This window comes from Dorea sp. BIOML-A1 (genome assembly GCF_009875615.1).
Classification (GTDB): domain Bacteria; phylum Bacillota; class Clostridia; order Lachnospirales; family Lachnospiraceae; genus Dorea_A; species Dorea_A amylophila.
Genome location: NZ_WWSA01000017.1, coordinates 14,019 through 33,873, shown reverse-complemented (window position 1 = coordinate 33,873; position 19,855 = coordinate 14,019). Strand labels below are relative to the sequence as shown.

The following is a 19,855-nucleotide window of genomic DNA, read 5'->3' as shown; positions in this document are numbered from 1 at the left end:
TTGAAATTGTAGATGAATTAGACTAAAGTATGAAAAACAGTCTATTTACCGAAGAATTATCAGAAATTAACAAAGAATATAATAAAATGAATTTAATATTACATTTTATTATATTTGTATAAAAAAATATAATATTTTCCATTGACAATTATATAACCATCTTTTACACTATGGTTATAAGGTATTCATTTCTAAAAAAATTGGTGTATGAATGGAGGTTTTGATATGGAACAAAAACAAGAAAAATTTAGTACTATAGGTTACATAGCAGCCGCGTTAGGTATGTGTATTGGTACCGGTAATGTATGGCGGTTTCCGCGAGTGTGTGCGGCGAACGGTGGAGGAGCATTTATTATAGCATGGACGATTGCAATGCTGATCTTTGCTGTACCGCTTCTTTCTACAGAGATGGCATTCGGTAAAAAGACAAGACTTGGATGTATCGGTACATTCCGTGATGCCGGTGGAAAGAAGTATACATGGATGGGATTCTTTGTTGCAGCAGTATGTTTCTTCCTGATGAGTTATTATTGTGTACTTCAGGGATATTGTTTGAAATACGCAGTTAATTCTGTTACTTCAGCATTTAAACCGAATCTGTCAACAGAGACGACATCGGCAATGTGGACAGCATTTACAGATTCACAGGCACAGGTTATTTTATTCCATGCGATCGGATTTGCACTTGCATGTTTCATTGTTTATCAGGGAATTGCAGGTGGAATTGAAAAATTCTGTAAAGTAGCGATACCGGCATTGTTTATCATCCTTGTAGGATTAGCAATTTACGCAGTTACATTAAATGGAGCAAATCAGGGACTTCAGTATCTCTTTACTGTTAAGAAAGAGTATATTTTAAGCCCGAATACATGGATTCAGGCCTTCATCCAGGCAGCATGGAGCACTGGAGCCGGATGGGGATTCATTATTACATATGCGAACTACGTAGGAGAAGAGGAAGATGTTCCGACAAGCTGTCTGATCATGGGACTTGGTGATAACCTTGGAGCAATCCTCTCGGCACTGGTAGTTATCCCGGCAATCTGTGCACTTTCAGCTACACCGGAGGCAGCGAATGAAGCACTCAGTCAGGGCAACTTCGGACTTACATTTATTTACATTTATCAGTTATTTACAACAATCCCGGGCGGAAGATTCATTTCCTTTATCTTCTTTGGATTACTTGCAATTGCAGCAATCACATCACTGTTCTCTATGATCGAAGTTGGAGTAAAATGTGTTGTTGACCTTGGATTGCCGCGGAAGAAAGCAGTTGTCAGTGTCTGCTTCGCAGGATTCTTAGTAGGATGCTTCTCATGCTGGTCACTGGTTAACATTGATAATCAGGACTGGGTATGGGGAATCGGACTTCTGGTAAGTGGTGCCTTTATTGCAATCCTGGCATGGAAATATGGTGTGGAAAAATTACGTACACAGGAAGTAAATGCAAAAGGTGCAGATGTACATCTTCCAAAAGCATATTATACCGGATGTATGTATCTGATTCCGGTTCTGGTAGTGATCATGGTGGTTTACTGGTTATTACAGACAAAAGAGTGGTTCCCGGATACATGGCTGAATCCATTTATTATCCAGGATAATACAGGAACCGTATTACTTCAGTTCGGAGTAGTGATCCTTGCAGGTCTCGCACTTTCCAAGTTCTTTAATACAAAGACTGCAAAGGGAGCTATGAAAGATAACGAAGCTGGAAAATAATAGTAGAAAGAAGGTATGAACTATGACGATGGATGCAATTATTATGATGGTGATTACACTTGTTGGATATATTGGCGGATTTAGTTATTTCATGATACGTGTATTTAAAAAAGAAAGAAGTAAATCCAAAGAGTAGCTATCGAATGAGAAGGAATAAAGGATAGTATGATAGATTAGACGACGTTCTGATTGAAATGAATACATAACCGAACAGACCGGAGCCGGATTCTTGTCAGATGTGACAGGATTCCGGCTCCGGTCCTTTTTATGCATGTGTATTAGATGTCAAGTGCGGCATGGTATCCATCTTTATTAAAGCCGGGAAATATTGTTCATATCCCCGGCTGATTCATTTTTTAATACCATCTCGTCATAGGAAGATCATTATTAATTCCCTTTGTCATTAAAATCTGATGGATATCAATAATTCCGTTATGGAAGGTGGCGGCACATGCAGAGAGGTACATATCCCACATCCTTAAGAAACGTTCATCAAACATTGTATGTGCTTCTTCAATATGATCCTTGAAGTTTTTCTCCCAGCAGAGAAGCGTACGGTTATAGTGAAGACGTAAGTCCTCGATATCCTGGGTATGGAAGTTATCTTCTGCCATGCAGTTCATGACTTCACGAAGACTGGGAACAGATCCGCCCGGGAAGATGTATTTCTTGATCCATGGATCACCAGGATGCTCTTTTAATGCACTGATGAAGTGGAGCAGGAACAGACCGCCGTCTTTCATGACCTTGCTGACACAGTCTAAGTATAACTGATAATTCTCACGGCCGACATGTTCGAGCATACCGACGCTGACAACGCGGTCATACATCTTGCCGTCAGAAGGAAGATCACGATAGTCCATTAGCTTGACTTCCAGATAGTCGGACAATCCTTCCTCTTTGATACGTTTCTGGCATTCTTTGTATTGTTCTTCACTTAAGGTGATGCCGGTACCTTTAATTTTATATTTCTTAGCAGCTTCAATCAGAAGGAATCCCCAGCCGCATCCGATATCAAGAAGAGTCATACCTTCTTTCAGATATAACTTTTCAAGAATGTAATCAACTTTATTCTTCTGCGCCTGATACAGGGTATCATCTTCATGTTTGAAATATCCGCAGGAATAACTCATTGTTTCATCGAGCCAGAGTTTGTAGAAGTCATTTCCGATATCGTAATGACTGCTGACTTCTTTTTTTTGGTTTTTCTTTGATGAAGATGGGAACATGATAGATTTCAAATGATGTTCATCAGTTGAAAATTTACCCATCTGACCAAGAAGGTTATCAAGTGCCTGATAAAGGTTTCCCTCAATATCAAGATCACCATCCATGTAAGCTTCTCCAAGTGCAAGAGAAGTACTGGTGACCAGATCCTTTAATGGGATGACCTTTTTGAAATTTACGGTAAATGTAGGTGCGCCTTCGCCGATCAGATGTTCGTGTCCATTAATTTTGACCAGGAAAGGGTGTTCATCGAATTTTTTTAAGAATGTTATCATGGCCTGTTCTTCCAGCATAATATAACCTCCAGTTCTGCTATCATTATTTCCTTCAGCAAGAATTATATTCCTTATAAATTTTGAAAGTCAAATAAAATAGACATTTTTAAAAAATTGTATTGGAACTACCAATAAATGAAAACATATATCAAGAACGCATATATTCCTTGACTTATGTGATAATAAGAGATAAAATACATATACCCCGTAAGGGTATGAATATGAAAGGAGTATGCTTATGGAAGACAAGAATACAGATAATATGGAAAACAAATCAGAAAAAGAATGCTGTTGTCACTCGTCCAAGCATCGTTCGGATAAAGAATACAAGGATCTGATGAATCGTCTGAGCCGGATTGAGGGTCAGGTACGCGGTATCAAAGGAATGCTGGAAAAGGACGCTTATTGTCCGGAGATTCTGGTACAGGTATCAGCGGTGAATGCGGCACTGAACAGCTTTAATAAAGTATTGCTGGCGAATCACATCCGTACCTGTGTGGCAGATGACATCCGGGACGGAAAAGATGAGACGGTTGATGAACTGGTAAAGGTGTTACAGAAGCTGATGAGGTAAGTAAAGTTTATAGATGTATAGTCTGCTCGGAAAGCATTTTCTGAGTTTACTATAAAGGAATAAGAAAAATAATAATGACAGGAGGGAACAGACAACAATGGAACAATATATAGTAACCGGGATGAGCTGTGCAGCCTGTAGCAGCAGAGTCGAAAAAGCAGTTTCGAAAGTGCCGGGTGTAACATCCTGCTCGGTAAGTCTGCTTACCAACTCTATGGGAGTAGAGGGAACTGCAAGTGAACAGGAGATCATTAAGGCAGTCGCAGATGCCGGATACGGAGCATCGAAAAAAGGAGAAGGAGCGGCAAAGACACAGTCGTCATCAGCATCTGCCGGAGAAGATATGTTAAAAGACAGAACGACACCGGCATTAAAGAAGCGTCTGATTGCATCACTTGGATTCCTGATCGTCCTGATGTATTTCTCCATGGGTCATATGATGTGGGGATGGCCGGTTCCGGGATTTATGAAAGATAATCATGTAATGATGGGGCTGCTGCAGATGCTTCTGACGATTGCAGTCATGGTGATCAACCAGAAGTTTTTCATCAGTGGATTCAAAGGAATGATCCACAGAGCACCGAATATGGATACCCTGGTGGCACTTGGATCCGGAGCGTCTTTTGTATACAGTACGTATGCACTGTTTGCAATGACAGATGCGCAGATGCGTGGGGATATGGATGCAGTAATGTCTTATATGCATGATTTTTATTTTGAATCAGCAGCTATGATCCTTGCACTGATCACAGTCGGAAAGATGCTGGAGGCAAGATCCAAAGGAAAGACGACCGACGCATTAAAAGGACTGATGAAGCTTGCGCCAAAGACAGCGGTTGTGATCCGTGGAGAAAAAGAAGTACAGGTATCGATCGAACAGGTACAAAAGGGAGATTGCTTTGTTGTAAAACCGGGAGAGAATATTCCGGTTGACGGAGAAGTCATAGAAGGAAACAGTGCAGTCAATGAATCTGCTCTTACAGGTGAAAGTATTCCGGTAGATAAGGCTGTCGGTGATAAGGTATCAGCCGCAACCGTAAATCAGTCCGGATATCTGAAGTGCCGTGCGACCAGAGTCGGCGAGGATACGACACTTTCGCAGATCATTCAGATGGTAAGTGACGCGGCTGCAACGAAAGCACCGATTGCAAAGATTGCGGATCGGGTATCGGGAGTATTTGTGCCAACGGTTATCACAATTGCAGTGATCACAATTATTGTATGGCTGATCGCAGGACAGAGTATTGGTTTTGCATTATCCAGAGGGATTGCGGTGCTGGTGATCAGCTGTCCGTGTGCGCTCGGACTTGCAACACCGGTAGCAATTATGGTCGGAAATGGAATGGGAGCCAGAAATGGTATTATGTTCAAGACAGCAGTTTCACTGGAAGAGACTGGAAAGATGCAGATTGTTGCGCTGGATAAGACCGGCACGATTACAAGTGGAGAACCGAAAGTGACAGATATCATTCCGGCAGCGGGAGTGACAGAAGATACCTTATTAAAATATGCGTATGCATTGGAGAATAAGAGTGAACATCCACTGGCAAGAGCAATCCTTGAAAAGGCAAAAGAGGAAAATGCCGGCATCGAAGAAGTTACCGGATTCCAGGCCCTTCCGGGTAACGGCTTGACAGCCATACTGGATGGTCATACATTATATGGAGGGAATCATACATTTATCAGCAGTAAGGTATCCGTTGATGGAGATATCCAGAAGAAGGCAGAGAAACTTGCCGAAGCAGGTAAGACACCATTATTCTTTGGAAATGAAGACCGTTTATTAGGTGTAATTGCAGTGGCGGATGTTATCAAAGAAGACAGCCCGCAGGCGATCAAAGAATTACAGAACATGGGAATCCATGTAGTCATGTTGACCGGAGATAACGAACGTACTGCAAAAGCCATCGGACAGCAGGCCGGAGTTGATGAAGTGATTGCAGGCGTACTTCCGGAAGGAAAAGAGCAGGTGATCCGTAAGCTGAAAGAAAAAGGAAAAGTTGCGATGGTCGGGGATGGTATCAACGATGCACCGGCACTTACAAGAGCCGATATGGGTATTGCGATCGGAGCCGGAACGGATGTTGCGATCGATGCGGCAGATGTTGTTCTGATGAAGAGCCGGTTAAGTGATGTGCCGGCAGCAATCCGCATGAGCCGTGCGACACTCCGTAATATTCATGAGAACCTGTTCTGGGCATTCTTCTATAATATTATCGGAATCCCGCTTGCGGCTGGTGTGTGGTATCCGCTGTTCGGATGGAAATTAAATCCGATGTTCGGTGCGGCAGCCATGAGTTTATCAAGCTTCTGCGTAGTATCGAACGCATTGAGATTGAATCTTTTTAAGATGTATGATGCATCAAAAGATAAAAAATTAAAAGCCAAAAAAGAAAAAAAGAGATCCAAGAAGGAGGACAAGACAATGAAAAAAATAATGCATATTGAGGGAATGATGTGTGGACACTGTGAGGCAGCTGTAAAGAAAGCACTGGAAGCACTTCCACAGGTAGATGAAGCGGTTGTAAGTCATGAGGCAGGAACAGCAGAGCTGACATTAAATGCAGAGATCGCAGATGATGTGCTGAAGAAGACAGTAGAAGACAAGGATTATACGGTGACATCTGTGGAATAATCTATGATTTCTTATATACAGAGGATACTTTTTATTTGAAGCATTCAAAGAACAATGCTATACTTAATTAGAAGTATCATAACGAGGAAGGAACGAAAGTTAATGAGAAAGAGTGGAATGTTAATGCCGGTCTCTGCACTTCCGGGGAGATATGGAATCGGATGTTTTTCAAAAGAAGCGTATGAATTTGTAGATATATTAAAAGAAGCAGGACAGAAATTGTGGCAGATCCTGCCGCTTGGACAGACGGGATACGGCGATTCACCGTATCAGTCTTTTTCAACATTTGCGGGAAACCCGTATTTTATCGATCTGGAGACGCTGATCGAGGATGAACTTCTGACGAAAGAAGAGTGTGACCAGGCAGATTTCGGAGAGAATGAAGAAGAAATCGATTATGAAAAAATATATAATGCAAGATTTAAAGTCTTAAAGTTTGCATATAAAAGAGCCAAAAAGAACGGATTGATGGAAAGTAAGGCATACCGTACTTATCTGGAAGAAGAAAAAGCATGGCTTGCGGATTATGCATTGTATATGGCAGTGAAAGATTCATTTGACGGAAAAAGCTGGGATCAGTGGGAGGAAGACATCAGGCTGCGTAAGCCGGAAGCAATTGCGGCATATCAGGAACAATTAAGTGCAGAGATTGATTTTTATGAATTTCTGCAGTATCTGTTCGCCGGACAGTGGGCCGGACTGAAAGCATATGCCAATGAACAAGGCATTGAGATTATCGGGGATATCCCGATCTATGTAGCATTTGACAGTGCAGATACCTGGGCGAATCCGAAGCTGTTCCAGTTGGATGAAGAAAATCTGCCGGTTGCGGTAGCGGGATGTCCGCCGGATGCATTTTCGGCAACCGGGCAGCTGTGGGGGAATCCATTGTATGCATGGGATTACCATAAGAAGACAGGCTATGACTGGTGGATGAAGCGGGTGGCTTGCTGCTTTAAATTGTATGACATCATCCGTATCGATCATTTCCGTGGGTTTGATGAATATTATGCAATCCCGTATGGAGATGAGACGGCAGAGAATGGTGAATGGATGCCGGGACCGGGCATGGATCTGTTCCTTAAGATGAAGGAAACATTAGGTGACCTTCCGATCATTGCGGAAGATCTGGGATTCCTGACAGATACGGTGAGACAATTGTTAAAAGACAGTGGTTATCCGGGAATGAAAGTACTGGAATTCGCATTTGTGGCAGGAGAGGACAGTGATTATCTTCCACATAATTATGATAAAAACTGTGTAGTTTATACGGGAACCCACGATAACGATACCCTTCAGGGATGGTATCAGACACTTTCCGAAGAAGATAAAGAGATGACAAAGGAATATCTGAATAATCCATACACTCCGGATGAAGAAGTACACTGGGATTTCATAAGTCTGGCGATGAGAAGTGTGGCAGATACGTGCATCATTCCGGTACAGGATTATCTGGGACTTGGTAATAAGGCAAGAATTAATATGCCATCTACACTCGGCGGTAACTGGATGTGGAGAATGAAAAAAGGCGCATTTACAGATGAACTGATTAAGAAGATCAGAAAAACGACAGAAGTCTGCGCAAGATAAACATAACAGGAAACAAAAAGAAAACACAATATTCAAACGAAGGATTCACTGAGAAGGGAATGGAAACGTTTTGGATACTGTGTTTTTCTTTTTGTTTTGTATATGCCCAAACTTCTGATTTTTCATAAAAGTATAATTTTTGACATAAAAAGTATGATTTTTTGCATAATAGATATGATTTTTGGTAAAAAAAAGTATAAAAAATTATAGAATGAGACTGTAATATGTTAAGATGGTATTAATAAAAGGTATGAGGTGTACTATGGGGTTGTTAAAACTGGTGATCGTAGATGATGAGCCGATCCTGCTGGAGGGTCTGGTGAAGACGTATGACTGGAACGGTATGGGATATGAAGTGGTTGGCTTTGCACAGAGCGGAGAGCAGGCGTTAAAGGTAATACGCGAAAAAAAACCACACGTAGTGCTGACAGACATCAGGATGAAACAGATTTCCGGACTTATGGTAATGGAAGAAATCAAGAAAGAGAACCCGGAATGTCAGTTCGTGGTATTAAGTGCATACAGGGATTTTGAATATGCGAAGAAGGCATGTGATTTGGGGGCATTCGCATATCTTCTGAAGCCGATTGAAGATGAAAAATTACAGGCGACGATGACAGATGTCGGTAAAATCTGTGAAGATCAGATCCGAAATGAGGAGAAGTATGACCGCTGGGAGAGACTTCTGAAAAAGGACGGAGATGGATTTTTGCAGGTTGTCGTGCAAAAATATGTCCAGAACCGGCTGCCGGAAGAAAAAGTAGATGAAGTCTTCCATACGCTGCAGGATGTCATGAAGGAAGGAGACCGGTTTATTACAGTATATGCAGATCTTGATCTGGCTTATAAGATTACCAATGAACTGGAATATGAAGCCTCGAGATTTTCCATGGTCAGAATGATTGAAGAAAAGATCGCAGAGAGATTCACATACTGGAAATTCGAAAGTGAAGAAGGACATCGTACATTTATTATAAAGACGCAGGAGAACACAGCGGTACATGAACTGAAAGAACTGCTGGAAGAGGTAAAAAAAGAAGAGAACAGCCCGGTTATTGCAGCAATATCCAAACCGTATAAAGGGATCCGCGGAATCAGAAGAAGTTTCGAAGAAGCGCAGAGATTGTTCGCTGTTACAAATGCATCCGGAGCGGGAGTATTTACAATCCCGGAGACTGTTGAAGAAAAAGAGGAAAGTCCATATCCGGCGGAGGCAGAGATGATGGTGGTCAACAGCGTGCGGAAGAACGACGCCGTACAGTTAAAGCAGGCATTTGTACATTTTATTTACCAACTGCCACACAGAGAAGAACTGCAATGCCAGTATATGCACAAGATCATGGTAAAGACAGAATTCATGTTAAAAGACAGTTACGGGATGGACGAATCACTGAATCAGCAATTTGAAAATTATTATTCGAATATGAGAAACTTAAAGGCGGCAAAAGCGGTGGATGTCTGTTACAAGATTTTGGGAACTGCTATTGAAAAAAGACTGGAAAATGCAGAGAAGAAAGAGAATAAAGGATCAAAAGAATACATTGCAGCGGCTGTGGCATATATAGATGAACATCTGGATAATGAAGATCTTTCGATTGTATCAGTGGCGACACATGTATATCTGAATCCGGTATATTTTGGACGGGTATTCAAGAATACCTTTCATATGACATTCAAACAATATCTGTTGCAGCGTAGAATGGAGCTGGCAAAGAGACTGCTGGAAGACGGAAGAACCAGCATCGGTAATATCTGCGAGCAGGTCGGAATCAGTAATCCATCCTATTTTTCACATTTGTTTAAAGAATATACAGGACAGCTTCCGAGAGATTACAAAAGGGAATATGAAGTATGAAAAAAAGTAAAATGTCAGGAATCCAGAAAAAGTATCTGAAGTATATGTGTACACTTCTGATACTGGCACTGGTTCTTTCCAGCATCTGTGTATGGACTTATGTCAGACGGAATATGACAGATGTGATTGTGGATAAGTATGAATTCATGAATGAGAAGATGGGGATAGCCCTGGATAATCTCTACCGGAAGACGGATGCCGTGACAGCAGAGATCATCCTGGAAAATGATGTGCAGAAGAGTCTGAAGAATAAAGAACTGCAGGAAGTAGAGAAGAATGCACTGAGCAAATATTTTGCATATATAGATCTGAATCATGTCGCTGATTACTGCTACATTGATAATAAAAGAAATGTTTACGAAAAATCCTATTCCCAGATTGGTTATTCGGATTTTCAAAGCAGCGGTCTGCGTGAGAAAATGGGGGATGAGTATGCGAAGACGCAGTGGATATGGACCCGGGATTACCTGTTTGGTACGGGGGACGAAGCTTTGTTTATCGGAAGATATGTGAACAGTATGGATTACGCACATGAACCTGGAATCGTGTATCTGAAGATGAATCAACAGTTTCTGGAAAGTGTTATGGATAAAGACAGGAAGATTGCAAAAGATGTTGCAGTGGGAATCATAAGTCCGGAAGGAAAGACTTGCATCCGGCAGGAACCGGAAGATCTCAGTATCGAAAAAAGGACAATGAAGAAGATTACGGAACTGACCAGAACGAAAAAATCCGGTGTGATCGTGCGGGGAAAAAAGATAGAAGGCGGGATTTTACAGGCATACCGGCAGGAAGAGACAGGGATGGTGATCTTTACACTGGTGCCGGATATGGTGTTGAATCAGGGAATGACGCAGATATTGATCGTATTATTCACTATCTATGCGGTGATCGCAGTGCTGGCGTTTGTATTAAGTCTTTATGCATCACAGACATTTACCCGGCCGATCAGACAGATCAGTGATGCCATGACAAGTTTTGATGGAAATGATTTTACACATACCATTCAGATCCATACGGACACAGAACTGGATAAGATCGGGCATGCCTATAACGAGATGTTAAAGAATATCGAAGAGTTCCAGAACGAGGTCAAGAATCAGCAGAAAGAACTAAGAATCAGTGAGATGAATACGCTGATCAGCCAGATCAATCCGCATTTTCTCTATAATACCCTGGATACCATCTATATGCTGGCGCGGATCAACGGGGAAGAGAAGACGATGAAGATGATACAGGCACTGTCAAAGTATCTGCGTCTGTCACTGAGCAAAGGACGTGAGATTGTGACAGTAGAAGACGAGCTGGAAAATGTAAAAAGTTATATGGAGATCCAGCAGATCCGCAATGAGAATCTGTTCCGTTATGAGATCGAATGTGCAGAAGAACTGAAAACAAGGTGGATATTAAAGCTGATTTTACAGCCAATTGTGGAAAATGCAGTCAAATATGGATTTTGTGATATCTTCGAAGGCGGTCTGATAAGGATCAGTGTCACTGAACAGGCAGGACAGCTTACATTCAGTGTCTATAATAACGGAACTCCGATGGAAGAGCAGATGGCGGAGAAGTTAAACGGACTGTCAGAGATACCGGTATCAAAAATGAAAGACAGTTTTGAAGACAAAAAACATGGTTACGGTGTGATAAATATCATTACGCGACTGCGGTTAAAGTATGGGGAGGATGTGAGATTTTTCTATGAATCGGATACAAATGGAACCGTCTGTGTTATCCAGATCCCGGATGACGGGAAAGAAAACTGTGAACAGTAGACGGATTATGGCAGCAGTGATGGTGATCGCCATGCTGACAGCACTGACCGGCTGTGCGGGAAAAGAGAATACACAGACCAGAAAAAAGAATAAAGTAGTAGAGATCCCAATGATCCTTACCGTAGATTCCAGTACCGGTAATAAGAATGAAGAGGAAGTGGTGGAGCGGTTCAACAGGGCATACAAAGGGAAGTATCATATAGATGTGGACTGGGTGATGGAGACAGAGGAAGAATACCGGAAGAATCTGAAACGTATGAATGTGACAGATGAATTACCGGCTATTATCACTGATCTGCGTATGCTTCCGTCTTTCTATCAGATGATGATCAAGAAAGGCAGGATTGAGGACCTGACACCTTACATAAACGAAGATCAGGAATGGAAAGATATGATCGAACCGTCAGTAATGGAATCGGTCCGGGAAGAGGATGGAAAGATTTATCTGGGTCCGGTCAGCACGGCGGCATTCGCCTGTTCAGGGGTTTTCTGGAACCGGGAGTTATTTGAACAGGCAGGAATCAGCAGATTTCCTGAGACATGGGAAGAATTCTGGAAATGTTGTGAGAAACTGAAAGCAGCAGGGATCACGCCGCTTGCCCTGCATACGGAAGGAACAGCATGGGCCGCAATGCTGCTTGCAACAGCAGAAGTAGCAGGAAGTGAAGAAGGTGCGGCATTCATGAAGCAATTATATCCGGATACCTATCAGAATGAACCGGGGCTGGAGATAGCCGGTACATTAAAAAAATTATTCCAATATACGACCCAAGATGCATTACATAATGATTTTGACGTAGCTCATGATAATTTCGTGGCAGGAAATGCAGCGATGATACCTAATGGTTACTGGATGATTGATCAGATTCCGGAGGAAATGCAGAAAAAAGTATGTTTTTCTACATTTCCTGAAAATAAACTGATAGGCTCACCAGAGACATTCGGCTGGGCAGTTGTATCAACTTATAGTGAAAAGGTGAAAAAAGGAGCAGTTGAGTTCCTCAAATTCAGAACGAAATTGAATAAAGAACAGAAAGAAGAATTGCTGAACAGCAGGACAAGACAGGAAGGAACGCTGTTGGATGATTATCTGAAGGCTTATACGGGAAATCCACAGATTGTACCGAATTATCAGGTGAAGTGGAATTCACTGCTACAGGAGGATGTACTGGGAGAATGTCTGGCGGAACTGGCACAGGGAAAGATAACGGAGCAGGAATTCACGCAGGCAGAAGACGAAAGCATCCGGCAGTTTGAAGAAGAACAATAGATATGTTTTTTTGTATATCAGGTTGTTTTATTGATACAGGGTTTGAGCGCATTTCTGTTAATATAATGACAACAAGAGAAACGAAGGTTTCAAAAAAGAAAGGCGAGGGAAATGAATTATGAAAATGCGTAAAGTTGTATCAGCAATGCTGGTAGCAGCCATGGCAACAGGAATGGTTGCAGGATGTGGAAGCTCTTCTGACAGCAAGTCAGACAAGAAAGACGCAAAAGGAAAAGTATACTACTTAAACTTCAAACCAGAACAGGATGAGCAGTGGCAGGATCTGGCAAAAGAGTATACAAAAGAAACAGGAGTGGATGTAACAGTACTTACAGCAGCATCCGGAGAATACGAAAAGACATTAAAATCTGAGATGGCTAAGAGCAATGCTCCGACACTGTTCCAGGTAAACGGACCGGTTGGACTTGCAAGCTGGAAAGATTACTGCTACGATCTGAAAGATTCTGATGTTGCAAAACAGCTGACAAGTGATGATTTCGCACTGATGGACGGCGACAAGATGTCAGGAATCGCATACGTAATAGAAAGCTACGGAATCATTTACAACAAAGAACTGTTAAAGAAAGCAGGATACTCAGCTGATGATATCACTAACTTTGACAGCTTCAAGAAAGTTGTAGAAGACATCACAAAGAATAAGGACAAACTTGGATTCTCAGCATTTACATCCGCTGGTATGGACGGATCATCTGACTGGAGATTCAAAACTCATCTGGCAAACCTTCCAATCTACTATGAATACAAAGATGAAGGAATCGATAACACAGATGCTATCAAAGGAACATACCTTGATAACTACCGTCAGATCTGGGATCTCTACATCAACAACGCTACTTGCAAACCAACAGAACTTTCTACAAAGACAGCTGACGATGCAACAGCAGATTTCGTAACAGGTGATGCAGTATTCTACCAGAATGGTACATGGGAATATAACAACATCAAAGACGTTGGAGATGACAATCTTGGAATCCTTCCAATCTACATCGGTGTAGAAGGCGAAGAAGATCAGGGAATCTGTACAGGTACAGAGAACTACTGGTGTGTAAACTCCAAAGCATCTGAAGACGACATTCAGGCAACACTTGATTTCATGAACTGGTGTGTAACATCTGATGATGGTGTAAAGGCAATGTGCAAAGACATGGGATTCACAATTCCATTTAAGAAGAACCTGAAATCAGACAACGTACTTGTTAACGAAGCAAACAAATATACAGAAGACGGAAAGACTCCTGTATCTTGGAACTTCTCAACAATGCCATCAGAAGAGTGGAAGAACGGAGTGGGTTCTGCACTGACAAGTTACGCAGCAGATCCGACAGATGCAAACTGGGCAAAAGTTACAACAGCATTCGTTGACGGATGGGCAAAAGAAGCTGCAGCAGCAAAATAAAAATAAAAATGTAACAATCAAAATAGTTATATGAAGTGAGTAGTGGCGGGCGGTTGCAAGAAACACCCGCCGCTTTTATGAAAAAGTGCAGGGAAATGAAGCGGAGATTCTCTGCATGGAAGGAGGAATTTATTATGGAAAAATCCATCAAACGTTATATGCCGATTTTCGTGCTTCCAACGTTTTTTGCATTTATTCTTGGCTTTATCGTTCCTTTTATTATGGGAATCTGGCTTTCATTTTGTAAATTTACAACCGTAACAGACGCGAAATTCGTAGGATTTTCAAATTACATAGAAGCACTGAAAGATACGGCATTCCGTCATTCATTCTGGTATACCGTACTGTTCGCGATTGCCTCTCTTCTGATCATTAACATCATAGCATTTGCACTTGCAATGGCACTGACAAAAGAAATGCATGGAACAAATGTCTTCCGTACGGTCTTCTTCATGCCGAACCTGATCGGTGGTATCGTACTTGGATATATCTGGCAGCTGATCTTTAACGGAGTTCTTTCCAGATATGGTACCGCACTTGCTCTGAATGAGTGGTATGGCTTCTGGGGACTGATCATTCTGGTCAGCTGGCAGCAGATCGGTTATATGATGATCATCTATATTGCGGGTCTTCAGTCCATTCCTGGTGATGTCATTGAAGCAGCAGAGATTGACGGAGCAAATAAGATCCAGACATTATTCAAGGTAACAATCCCGATGATGATGCCATCGATCACGATCTGTATGTTTCTGTCAATTACAAACGGATTCAAGTTATTCGATCAGAACCTGTCCCTGACAGCCGGTGAACCGTCTAAGATGTCTGAGATGATGGCGTTAAACATCTTCAATACGTTCTACGGACGTACCGGATGGGAAGGAGTCGGACAGGCGAAGGCAGTCATCTTCTTTGCGATCGTAGTTGTGATCGGTATGATCCAGTTACGTGCAACACGTTCTAAGGAGGTACAGCAGTAATGAAGAAAAAAACAAGTAAATTAAGCTGGTTTGGAACAGGTGCATTTACGATCATCGGTATTGTATATATCATGCCGATCCTGATCGTGCTGATCAACTCATTTAAAAATAAAGTATTTATCAACAAAGAACCATTCAAACTCCCGACAAAGCAGACATGGGTAGGAATCGATAACTTCCTGTCCGCAATTGACAAATATGAACTGCTGAGTGCAGTCGGCTGGACTGTATTTATCACAGTTGGTTCCGTACTTGTGATCCTTGTATGTACTTCTATGTGTGCATGGTATATTACAAGAGTAAACAGTAAGTTTACAAAACTGTTATATTTATTCTGCGTATTTTCCATGGTTGTTCCGTTCCAGATGGTTATGTTTACCTTATCGCTGGTAGCTGACCGTACAGGGCTTCGTACACCTTGGGGAATCATCATCATTTACCTCGGATTTGGTGCAGGTCTTGCAGTGTTCATGTTCTGCGGATTTGTAAAATCCATTCCACTGGAAATTGAGGAAGCAGCAATGATCGACGGATGTACACCACTTCGAACCTTTTTCTCCGTTGTACTTCCGATCATGAAGCCGACATACATTTCCGTAGGAATCCTGGAGACGATGTGGATCTGGAACGACTTCCTGCTTCCATACCTGGTATTGGATCTGAATAAGTATAAGACAATCTCAATTGCGATCCAGTATATGAAGGGAAGTTATGGACGTGTAGATATGGGTGCTGTTATGGCAGCGCTGATCCTTGCGGTAATTCCGGTAGTTATCTTCTATCTGGCTTGTCAGAAGCATATTATCAAAGGTGTTGCAGCCGGAGCTGTAAAAGGTTAATAAGGACAAAAAAGAGATTTGGCATTTGGATATGTCAGATCTCTTTTGGAATATGTAAAAGTATATAAGAAAAGTTGACAGCGGTGGAGAATGAAGATATCACTTGACATTTTTCACTTATTTTTTAAAATATAGTGAGAGATGAAGAGGAGTAGTTTTTATTATGAATTCAAATTTTGAATATTACAAAATATTTTATTATGTAGCAAAATATGAAAATCTTACCAAGGCAGCAACGGTACTGAAGACCAGCCAGCCGGCAGTCACGCGTACCATACACAAACTGGAAAATGAACTTGGCTGCCGCTTATTTACGAGGAGTAAGACCGGAATGCAGCTAACTCCGGAAGGCCGGACATTTTATGGATATGTAGCGGCAGGATGTGCCCAGTTTTTCAAAGGAGAGAATGATCTGAGCAATCTGATCTCGCTGGAGAACGGAACAATCTATATCAGCGCTACGGAGACGGCACTTCACTGTTATCTTTTTCAGGCAATGGAAGAATTCAACAGCCTGTATCCGAATGTGAGGTTTAAGATTCTGAATAACAGTACGACAGAGTCGGTGAATGCAGTAAAAGAAGGAAAAGTAGACCTTGCATTTGTATCGGCTAACCTTCAGGTGGCAAAGCCGCTTCGGATGAAGATATTGAGAAAATACAGGGATATACTGATCGCCGGAATGCGATTTGAAGAATTGAAAGCGGGGAAAGAGGAGTTATCGCTTAAGGAACTGGTGTCGTATCCATGGATCAGTCTGACTGCAGAGACGATTACCAGACGTTTTCTAAATGAATATTTTGAAAAGAACAGTCTGACATTTACACCGGATATGGAGCTTGCGACGACGGATATGATACTTCCGGCAGTAAGACATAATCTGGGACTGGGATTCATCCCGGCGGAATTTGCGGATGCGGAACTTAAGTCCGGACAGGTATTTGAAATCAAGGTAAAAGAAAAACTGCCGGAACGTAATATCATATTGATTTACGATATGGAATATCCGCAGAGTATCGCAGCAAAGGAGTTCCAGAAATTCCTGAAAGAGAAGGGCAATTAATCTGCCAATCATGAGAAATGAGAAATATAATAAAAACCCGGAAGCTTACACAAATTCGGATGATCATAACGATCTGACAAAGATAAAAGGTATCGAATTGGAGTAAAATATGGTAAGCTTTCGGGCTTTTTATTAAAACAAACTAATTAGTAGGAATTTTTATTTATGCCACTCCCAGTTACGGATCTCTTCAAGATCCTGTCCGTATTCGGCAATGTACTGTTTGTGCTCAACCAGCTTGTCGTTCATCTTCTGGATCAGGAATGATCCCTTGTTGCCAAGCTGTGGCAAGTGCATGATAGCATCTTTTACCAGGTTGAAACGGTCGATCTGGTTCTGTACACGCATATCGAATGGTGTAGTGATCGTTCCTTCTTCCTGATATCCATGAACGGAAATATTGTGGTTGTTACGTTCGTATGTAAGTTCATGGATCAGTGTCGGATATCCGTGGAATGCGAAGATGATCGGTTTATCTTTTGTAAAGATTGCATCATATTCTGCATCACTTAATCCGTGTGGATGTTTGTGATCTGATTCCATCTTGAACAGGTCAACAACGTTAACAACACGAATCTTGAGTTCTGGCATTTCATCACGAAGAATTGTAACAGCAGCCATTGTTTCAAGAGTTGGTGTGTCACCGCAGCAAGCCATAACAACATCTGGTTCTTCACCACAGTCGTTACTTGCCCAATCCCAGATACCGATACCCTGTGTACAGTGCTTAACAGCCTGTTCCATAGATAACCACTGGCAGCTTGGGTGTTTTGAAGCTACGATAGCGTTGACATAGTTCTTGCTCTTGATACAGTGATCGAAGCAAGAGAGTAAGCAGTTAGCATCCGGTGGGAGATACATGCGGACAACATCTGCTTTTTTATTAGCGATGTGATCCAGGAATCCTGGGTCCTGATGTGTAAATCCGTTGTGATCCTGCTGCCATACATTTGATGTCAGGATGAAGTTAAGAGAAGCAATTGGCTGTCTCCATGAAAGCTGGTTACATACTTTTAACCATTTTGCATGCTGAGCTGCCATAGAGTCAACGATACGGATGAATGCTTCGTAACTTGCGAAGAATCCGTGACGTCCTGTTAACAGATAACCTTCCAACCATCCTTCACACATATGCTCACTTAACATACCATCCATGATACGTCCGTTTCTTGCAAGACAATCGTCTGTGTCAAGAAGTCCGGCATTCCAGTCACGGTTCTGTGTTTCAAATACTTTGTATAAACGGTTAGACATACTTTCGTCAGGTCCGAAGATACGGAAGTTCTTGTTCTCTTCGTTTAATTCGAAGATGTCACGGATATATCCGCCAAGTTCGATCATATCCTGAGCCTTTGTCTTACCTGGTTCAACTTCGATTCCATAAGAACGGAAATCAGGAAGTCTTAAGTCTTTTAATAATAATCCACCATTTGCATGTGGGTTAGCTCCGAGACGGGCATCTCCCTTAGGTGCAAGTTCCGCAAGTTCTGGGATCAGGTGTCCGTTTTCATCGAAGAGTTCTTCCGGATGATAGCTTTCCAGCCACTCTTTTAAGAGTTCCAGATGTTCTGGACTTTCCATTGTAAGTGGTACCTGATGTGCACGGAAAGATCCTTCAATCTGCTGTCCATCTACAACCTTTGGTCCAGTCCATCCCTTTGGTGTACGCAGAACGATCATTGGCCATACCGGACGCTCTGGATCGTTGTTCTCACGTGCATTTTTCTGGATTGCTTTGATCTCTTCGATAACAGTATCCATTGTTTCTGCCATCTTCTTGTGCATTGTCATCGGATCATCGCCTTCTACGAAGTAAGGTTTCCATCCACATCCTTTGAAGAAGTTCTCAACTTCCTCGTGGGAAATACGAGAGAAGATAGTAGGATTACTGATTTTATATCCATTTAAATGAAGAATTGGAAGTACAGCACCGTCTGTAACTGGGTTCAGGAACTTGTTAGACTGCCATGAAGTAGCTAACGGTCCGGTCTCAGCTTCACCGTCACCGACAACAACTGTTGCGATCAGATCCGGGTTGTCGAATACAGCACCGAATGCATGAGCGATAGAGTATCCAAGCTCTCCACCTTCGTTGATAGATCCTGGTGTCTCTGGTGCACAGTGACTCGGAACTCCACATGGGAATGAGAACTGCTTGAACATCTTCTTCATACCTTCTTCATCCTGGCTGATGTTCGGATATACTTCGCTGTAAGAACCTTCCAGATATGTATTGGCAATTAAGAAGTTTCCGCCATGTCCAGGACCTGATAATAAGATCATATCCAGATCATAACGTTTGATTTCACGGTTGCAGTGTACATAGATAAAGTTCTGTCCTGGGACAGTTCCCCAGTGACCAACGATTTTTTTCTTGATCTGATCCATTGTAAGTGGCTCTTTTAATAATGGATTGTCAAGAAGGTATAACTGACCGGCTGACAGATAGTTGGCAGCACGCCAGTAAGCATTCATCTTTTCAAGCATTTCCTGAGATAACGGCTGCTTCTCAAGACATGTTTTTGTGTCTTCCATATTCTTACCTCTTTCTTAAAAATAATTTTCGTGTTATTTTTTTAACCATCTGTAGAATAACACAATGAAAAGTATGCGTAAAATAGCAATTATGCATTGTAAAT

The 19,855-nt window shown here is 41.9% G+C and carries 13 protein-coding genes; 11 read left to right on the top strand and 2 right to left on the bottom strand.

Translation table 11 applies throughout. The annotated features are described in order from the left end of the window. Positions 1-225: 225 nt before the first annotated feature. Entirely contained in the window at positions 226-1,719 is a 1,494-nt protein-coding gene (locus GT508_RS08220) for a sodium-dependent transporter (RefSeq protein ID WP_161143988.1), read from the top strand. A gap of 356 nt (positions 1,720-2,075) precedes the next feature. Here GT508_RS08220 and GT508_RS08215 read toward each other — a convergent pair whose 3' ends face one another. Further along, positions 2,076-3,239: an SAM-dependent methyltransferase gene (locus GT508_RS08215; RefSeq protein WP_161143987.1), complete on the bottom strand. Its 1,164-nt coding sequence runs from the start codon at positions 3,237-3,239 to the stop codon at positions 2,076-2,078. A 214-nt stretch (positions 3,240-3,453) separates the two neighbouring features. On the opposite strand from GT508_RS08215, the gene GT508_RS08210 reads away from it, so the two are divergent. The 10 genes from GT508_RS08210 to GT508_RS08165 all read left to right on the top strand — a co-directional run bounded on the left by GT508_RS08210 (position 3,454) and on the right by GT508_RS08165 (position 17,216). Continuing rightward, complete coding sequence (locus tag GT508_RS08210; RefSeq protein WP_371278613.1) at positions 3,454-3,795, top strand: metal-sensing transcriptional repressor; 342 nt, start codon at positions 3,454-3,456, stop codon at positions 3,793-3,795. 97 nt (positions 3,796-3,892) lie between these two features. Then, positions 3,893-6,430 (top strand): heavy metal translocating P-type ATPase, encoded by a 2,538-nt coding sequence (locus GT508_RS08205; protein ID WP_161143986.1) that lies wholly within the window; start codon positions 3,893-3,895, stop codon positions 6,428-6,430. Between the two features lie 102 nt (positions 6,431-6,532). Continuing rightward, positions 6,533-8,020 (top strand): 4-alpha-glucanotransferase, encoded by a 1,488-nt coding sequence (gene malQ, locus GT508_RS08200; protein WP_161143985.1) that lies wholly within the window; start codon positions 6,533-6,535, stop codon positions 8,018-8,020. Between the two features lie 262 nt (positions 8,021-8,282). Further along, positions 8,283-9,875 carry a response regulator transcription factor gene (locus GT508_RS08195; protein ID WP_117598442.1) on the top strand — a complete coding sequence of 531 codons (1,593 nt, stop codon included), beginning with the start codon at positions 8,283-8,285 and terminating at the stop codon, positions 9,873-9,875. After that, positions 9,872-11,650 (top strand): sensor histidine kinase, encoded by a 1,779-nt coding sequence (locus tag GT508_RS08190; RefSeq protein WP_161143984.1) that lies wholly within the window; start codon positions 9,872-9,874, stop codon positions 11,648-11,650. Before GT508_RS08195 ends, GT508_RS08190 begins: the two co-directional genes overlap by 4 nt. Beyond that, on the top strand, positions 11,640-12,920 hold the full coding sequence (locus GT508_RS08185; RefSeq protein ID WP_242998915.1) for an ABC transporter substrate-binding protein: 1,281 nt from the start codon (positions 11,640-11,642) through the stop codon (positions 12,918-12,920). Before GT508_RS08190 ends, GT508_RS08185 begins: the two co-directional genes overlap by 11 nt. A 118-nt stretch (positions 12,921-13,038) precedes the next feature. Further along, on the top strand, positions 13,039-14,337 hold the full coding sequence (locus GT508_RS08180; RefSeq protein WP_055282244.1) for an ABC transporter substrate-binding protein: 1,299 nt from the start codon (positions 13,039-13,041) through the stop codon (positions 14,335-14,337). Positions 14,338-14,471: 134 nt separating this feature from the next. Then, positions 14,472-15,314: a carbohydrate ABC transporter permease gene (locus GT508_RS08175; protein ID WP_044920163.1), complete on the top strand. Its 843-nt coding sequence runs from the start codon at positions 14,472-14,474 to the stop codon at positions 15,312-15,314. Continuing rightward, a complete protein-coding gene (locus tag GT508_RS08170; RefSeq protein WP_055282246.1) occupies positions 15,314-16,153 on the top strand; it encodes a carbohydrate ABC transporter permease in 840 nt (279 codons plus the stop codon). The genes GT508_RS08175 and GT508_RS08170 overlap by 1 nt, the downstream gene beginning before the upstream one ends. A gap of 163 nt (positions 16,154-16,316) precedes the next feature. Beyond that, complete coding sequence (locus GT508_RS08165; protein WP_055282248.1) at positions 16,317-17,216, top strand: LysR family transcriptional regulator; 900 nt, start codon at positions 16,317-16,319, stop codon at positions 17,214-17,216. A 159-nt stretch (positions 17,217-17,375) separates the two neighbouring features. On the opposite strand, the gene GT508_RS08160 is transcribed toward GT508_RS08165, so the two are convergent. Continuing rightward, positions 17,376-19,751: a phosphoketolase family protein gene (locus tag GT508_RS08160; protein ID WP_022415816.1), complete on the bottom strand. Its 2,376-nt coding sequence runs from the start codon at positions 19,749-19,751 to the stop codon at positions 17,376-17,378. Between the last annotated feature and the right edge of the window lie 104 nt (positions 19,752-19,855).

What these genes read in the sequence shown, in the direction of transcription:
- GT508_RS08220 (WP_161143988.1), top strand. Translation starts at nt 226, where the DNA reads ATGGAACAAAAACAAGAAAAATTTAGTACTATAGGTTACATAGCAGCC.
- GT508_RS08215 (WP_161143987.1), bottom strand. Translation starts at nt 3,239, where the DNA reads ATGCTGGAAGAACAGGCCATGATAACATTCTTAAAAAAATTCGATGAA.
- GT508_RS08210 (WP_371278613.1), top strand. Translation starts at nt 3,454, where the DNA reads ATGCTTATGGAAGACAAGAATACAGATAATATGGAAAACAAATCAGAA.
- GT508_RS08205 (WP_161143986.1), top strand. Translation starts at nt 3,893, where the DNA reads ATGGAACAATATATAGTAACCGGGATGAGCTGTGCAGCCTGTAGCAGC.
- malQ (WP_161143985.1), top strand. Translation starts at nt 6,533, where the DNA reads ATGAGAAAGAGTGGAATGTTAATGCCGGTCTCTGCACTTCCGGGGAGA.
- GT508_RS08195 (WP_117598442.1), top strand. Translation starts at nt 8,283, where the DNA reads ATGGGGTTGTTAAAACTGGTGATCGTAGATGATGAGCCGATCCTGCTG.
- GT508_RS08190 (WP_161143984.1), top strand. Translation starts at nt 9,872, where the DNA reads ATGAAAAAAAGTAAAATGTCAGGAATCCAGAAAAAGTATCTGAAGTAT.
- GT508_RS08180 (WP_055282244.1), top strand. Translation starts at nt 13,039, where the DNA reads ATGAAAATGCGTAAAGTTGTATCAGCAATGCTGGTAGCAGCCATGGCA.
- GT508_RS08175 (WP_044920163.1), top strand. Translation starts at nt 14,472, where the DNA reads ATGGAAAAATCCATCAAACGTTATATGCCGATTTTCGTGCTTCCAACG.
- GT508_RS08170 (WP_055282246.1), top strand. Translation starts at nt 15,314, where the DNA reads ATGAAGAAAAAAACAAGTAAATTAAGCTGGTTTGGAACAGGTGCATTT.
- GT508_RS08165 (WP_055282248.1), top strand. Translation starts at nt 16,317, where the DNA reads ATGAATTCAAATTTTGAATATTACAAAATATTTTATTATGTAGCAAAA.
- GT508_RS08160 (WP_022415816.1), bottom strand. Translation starts at nt 19,751, where the DNA reads ATGGAAGACACAAAAACATGTCTTGAGAAGCAGCCGTTATCTCAGGAA.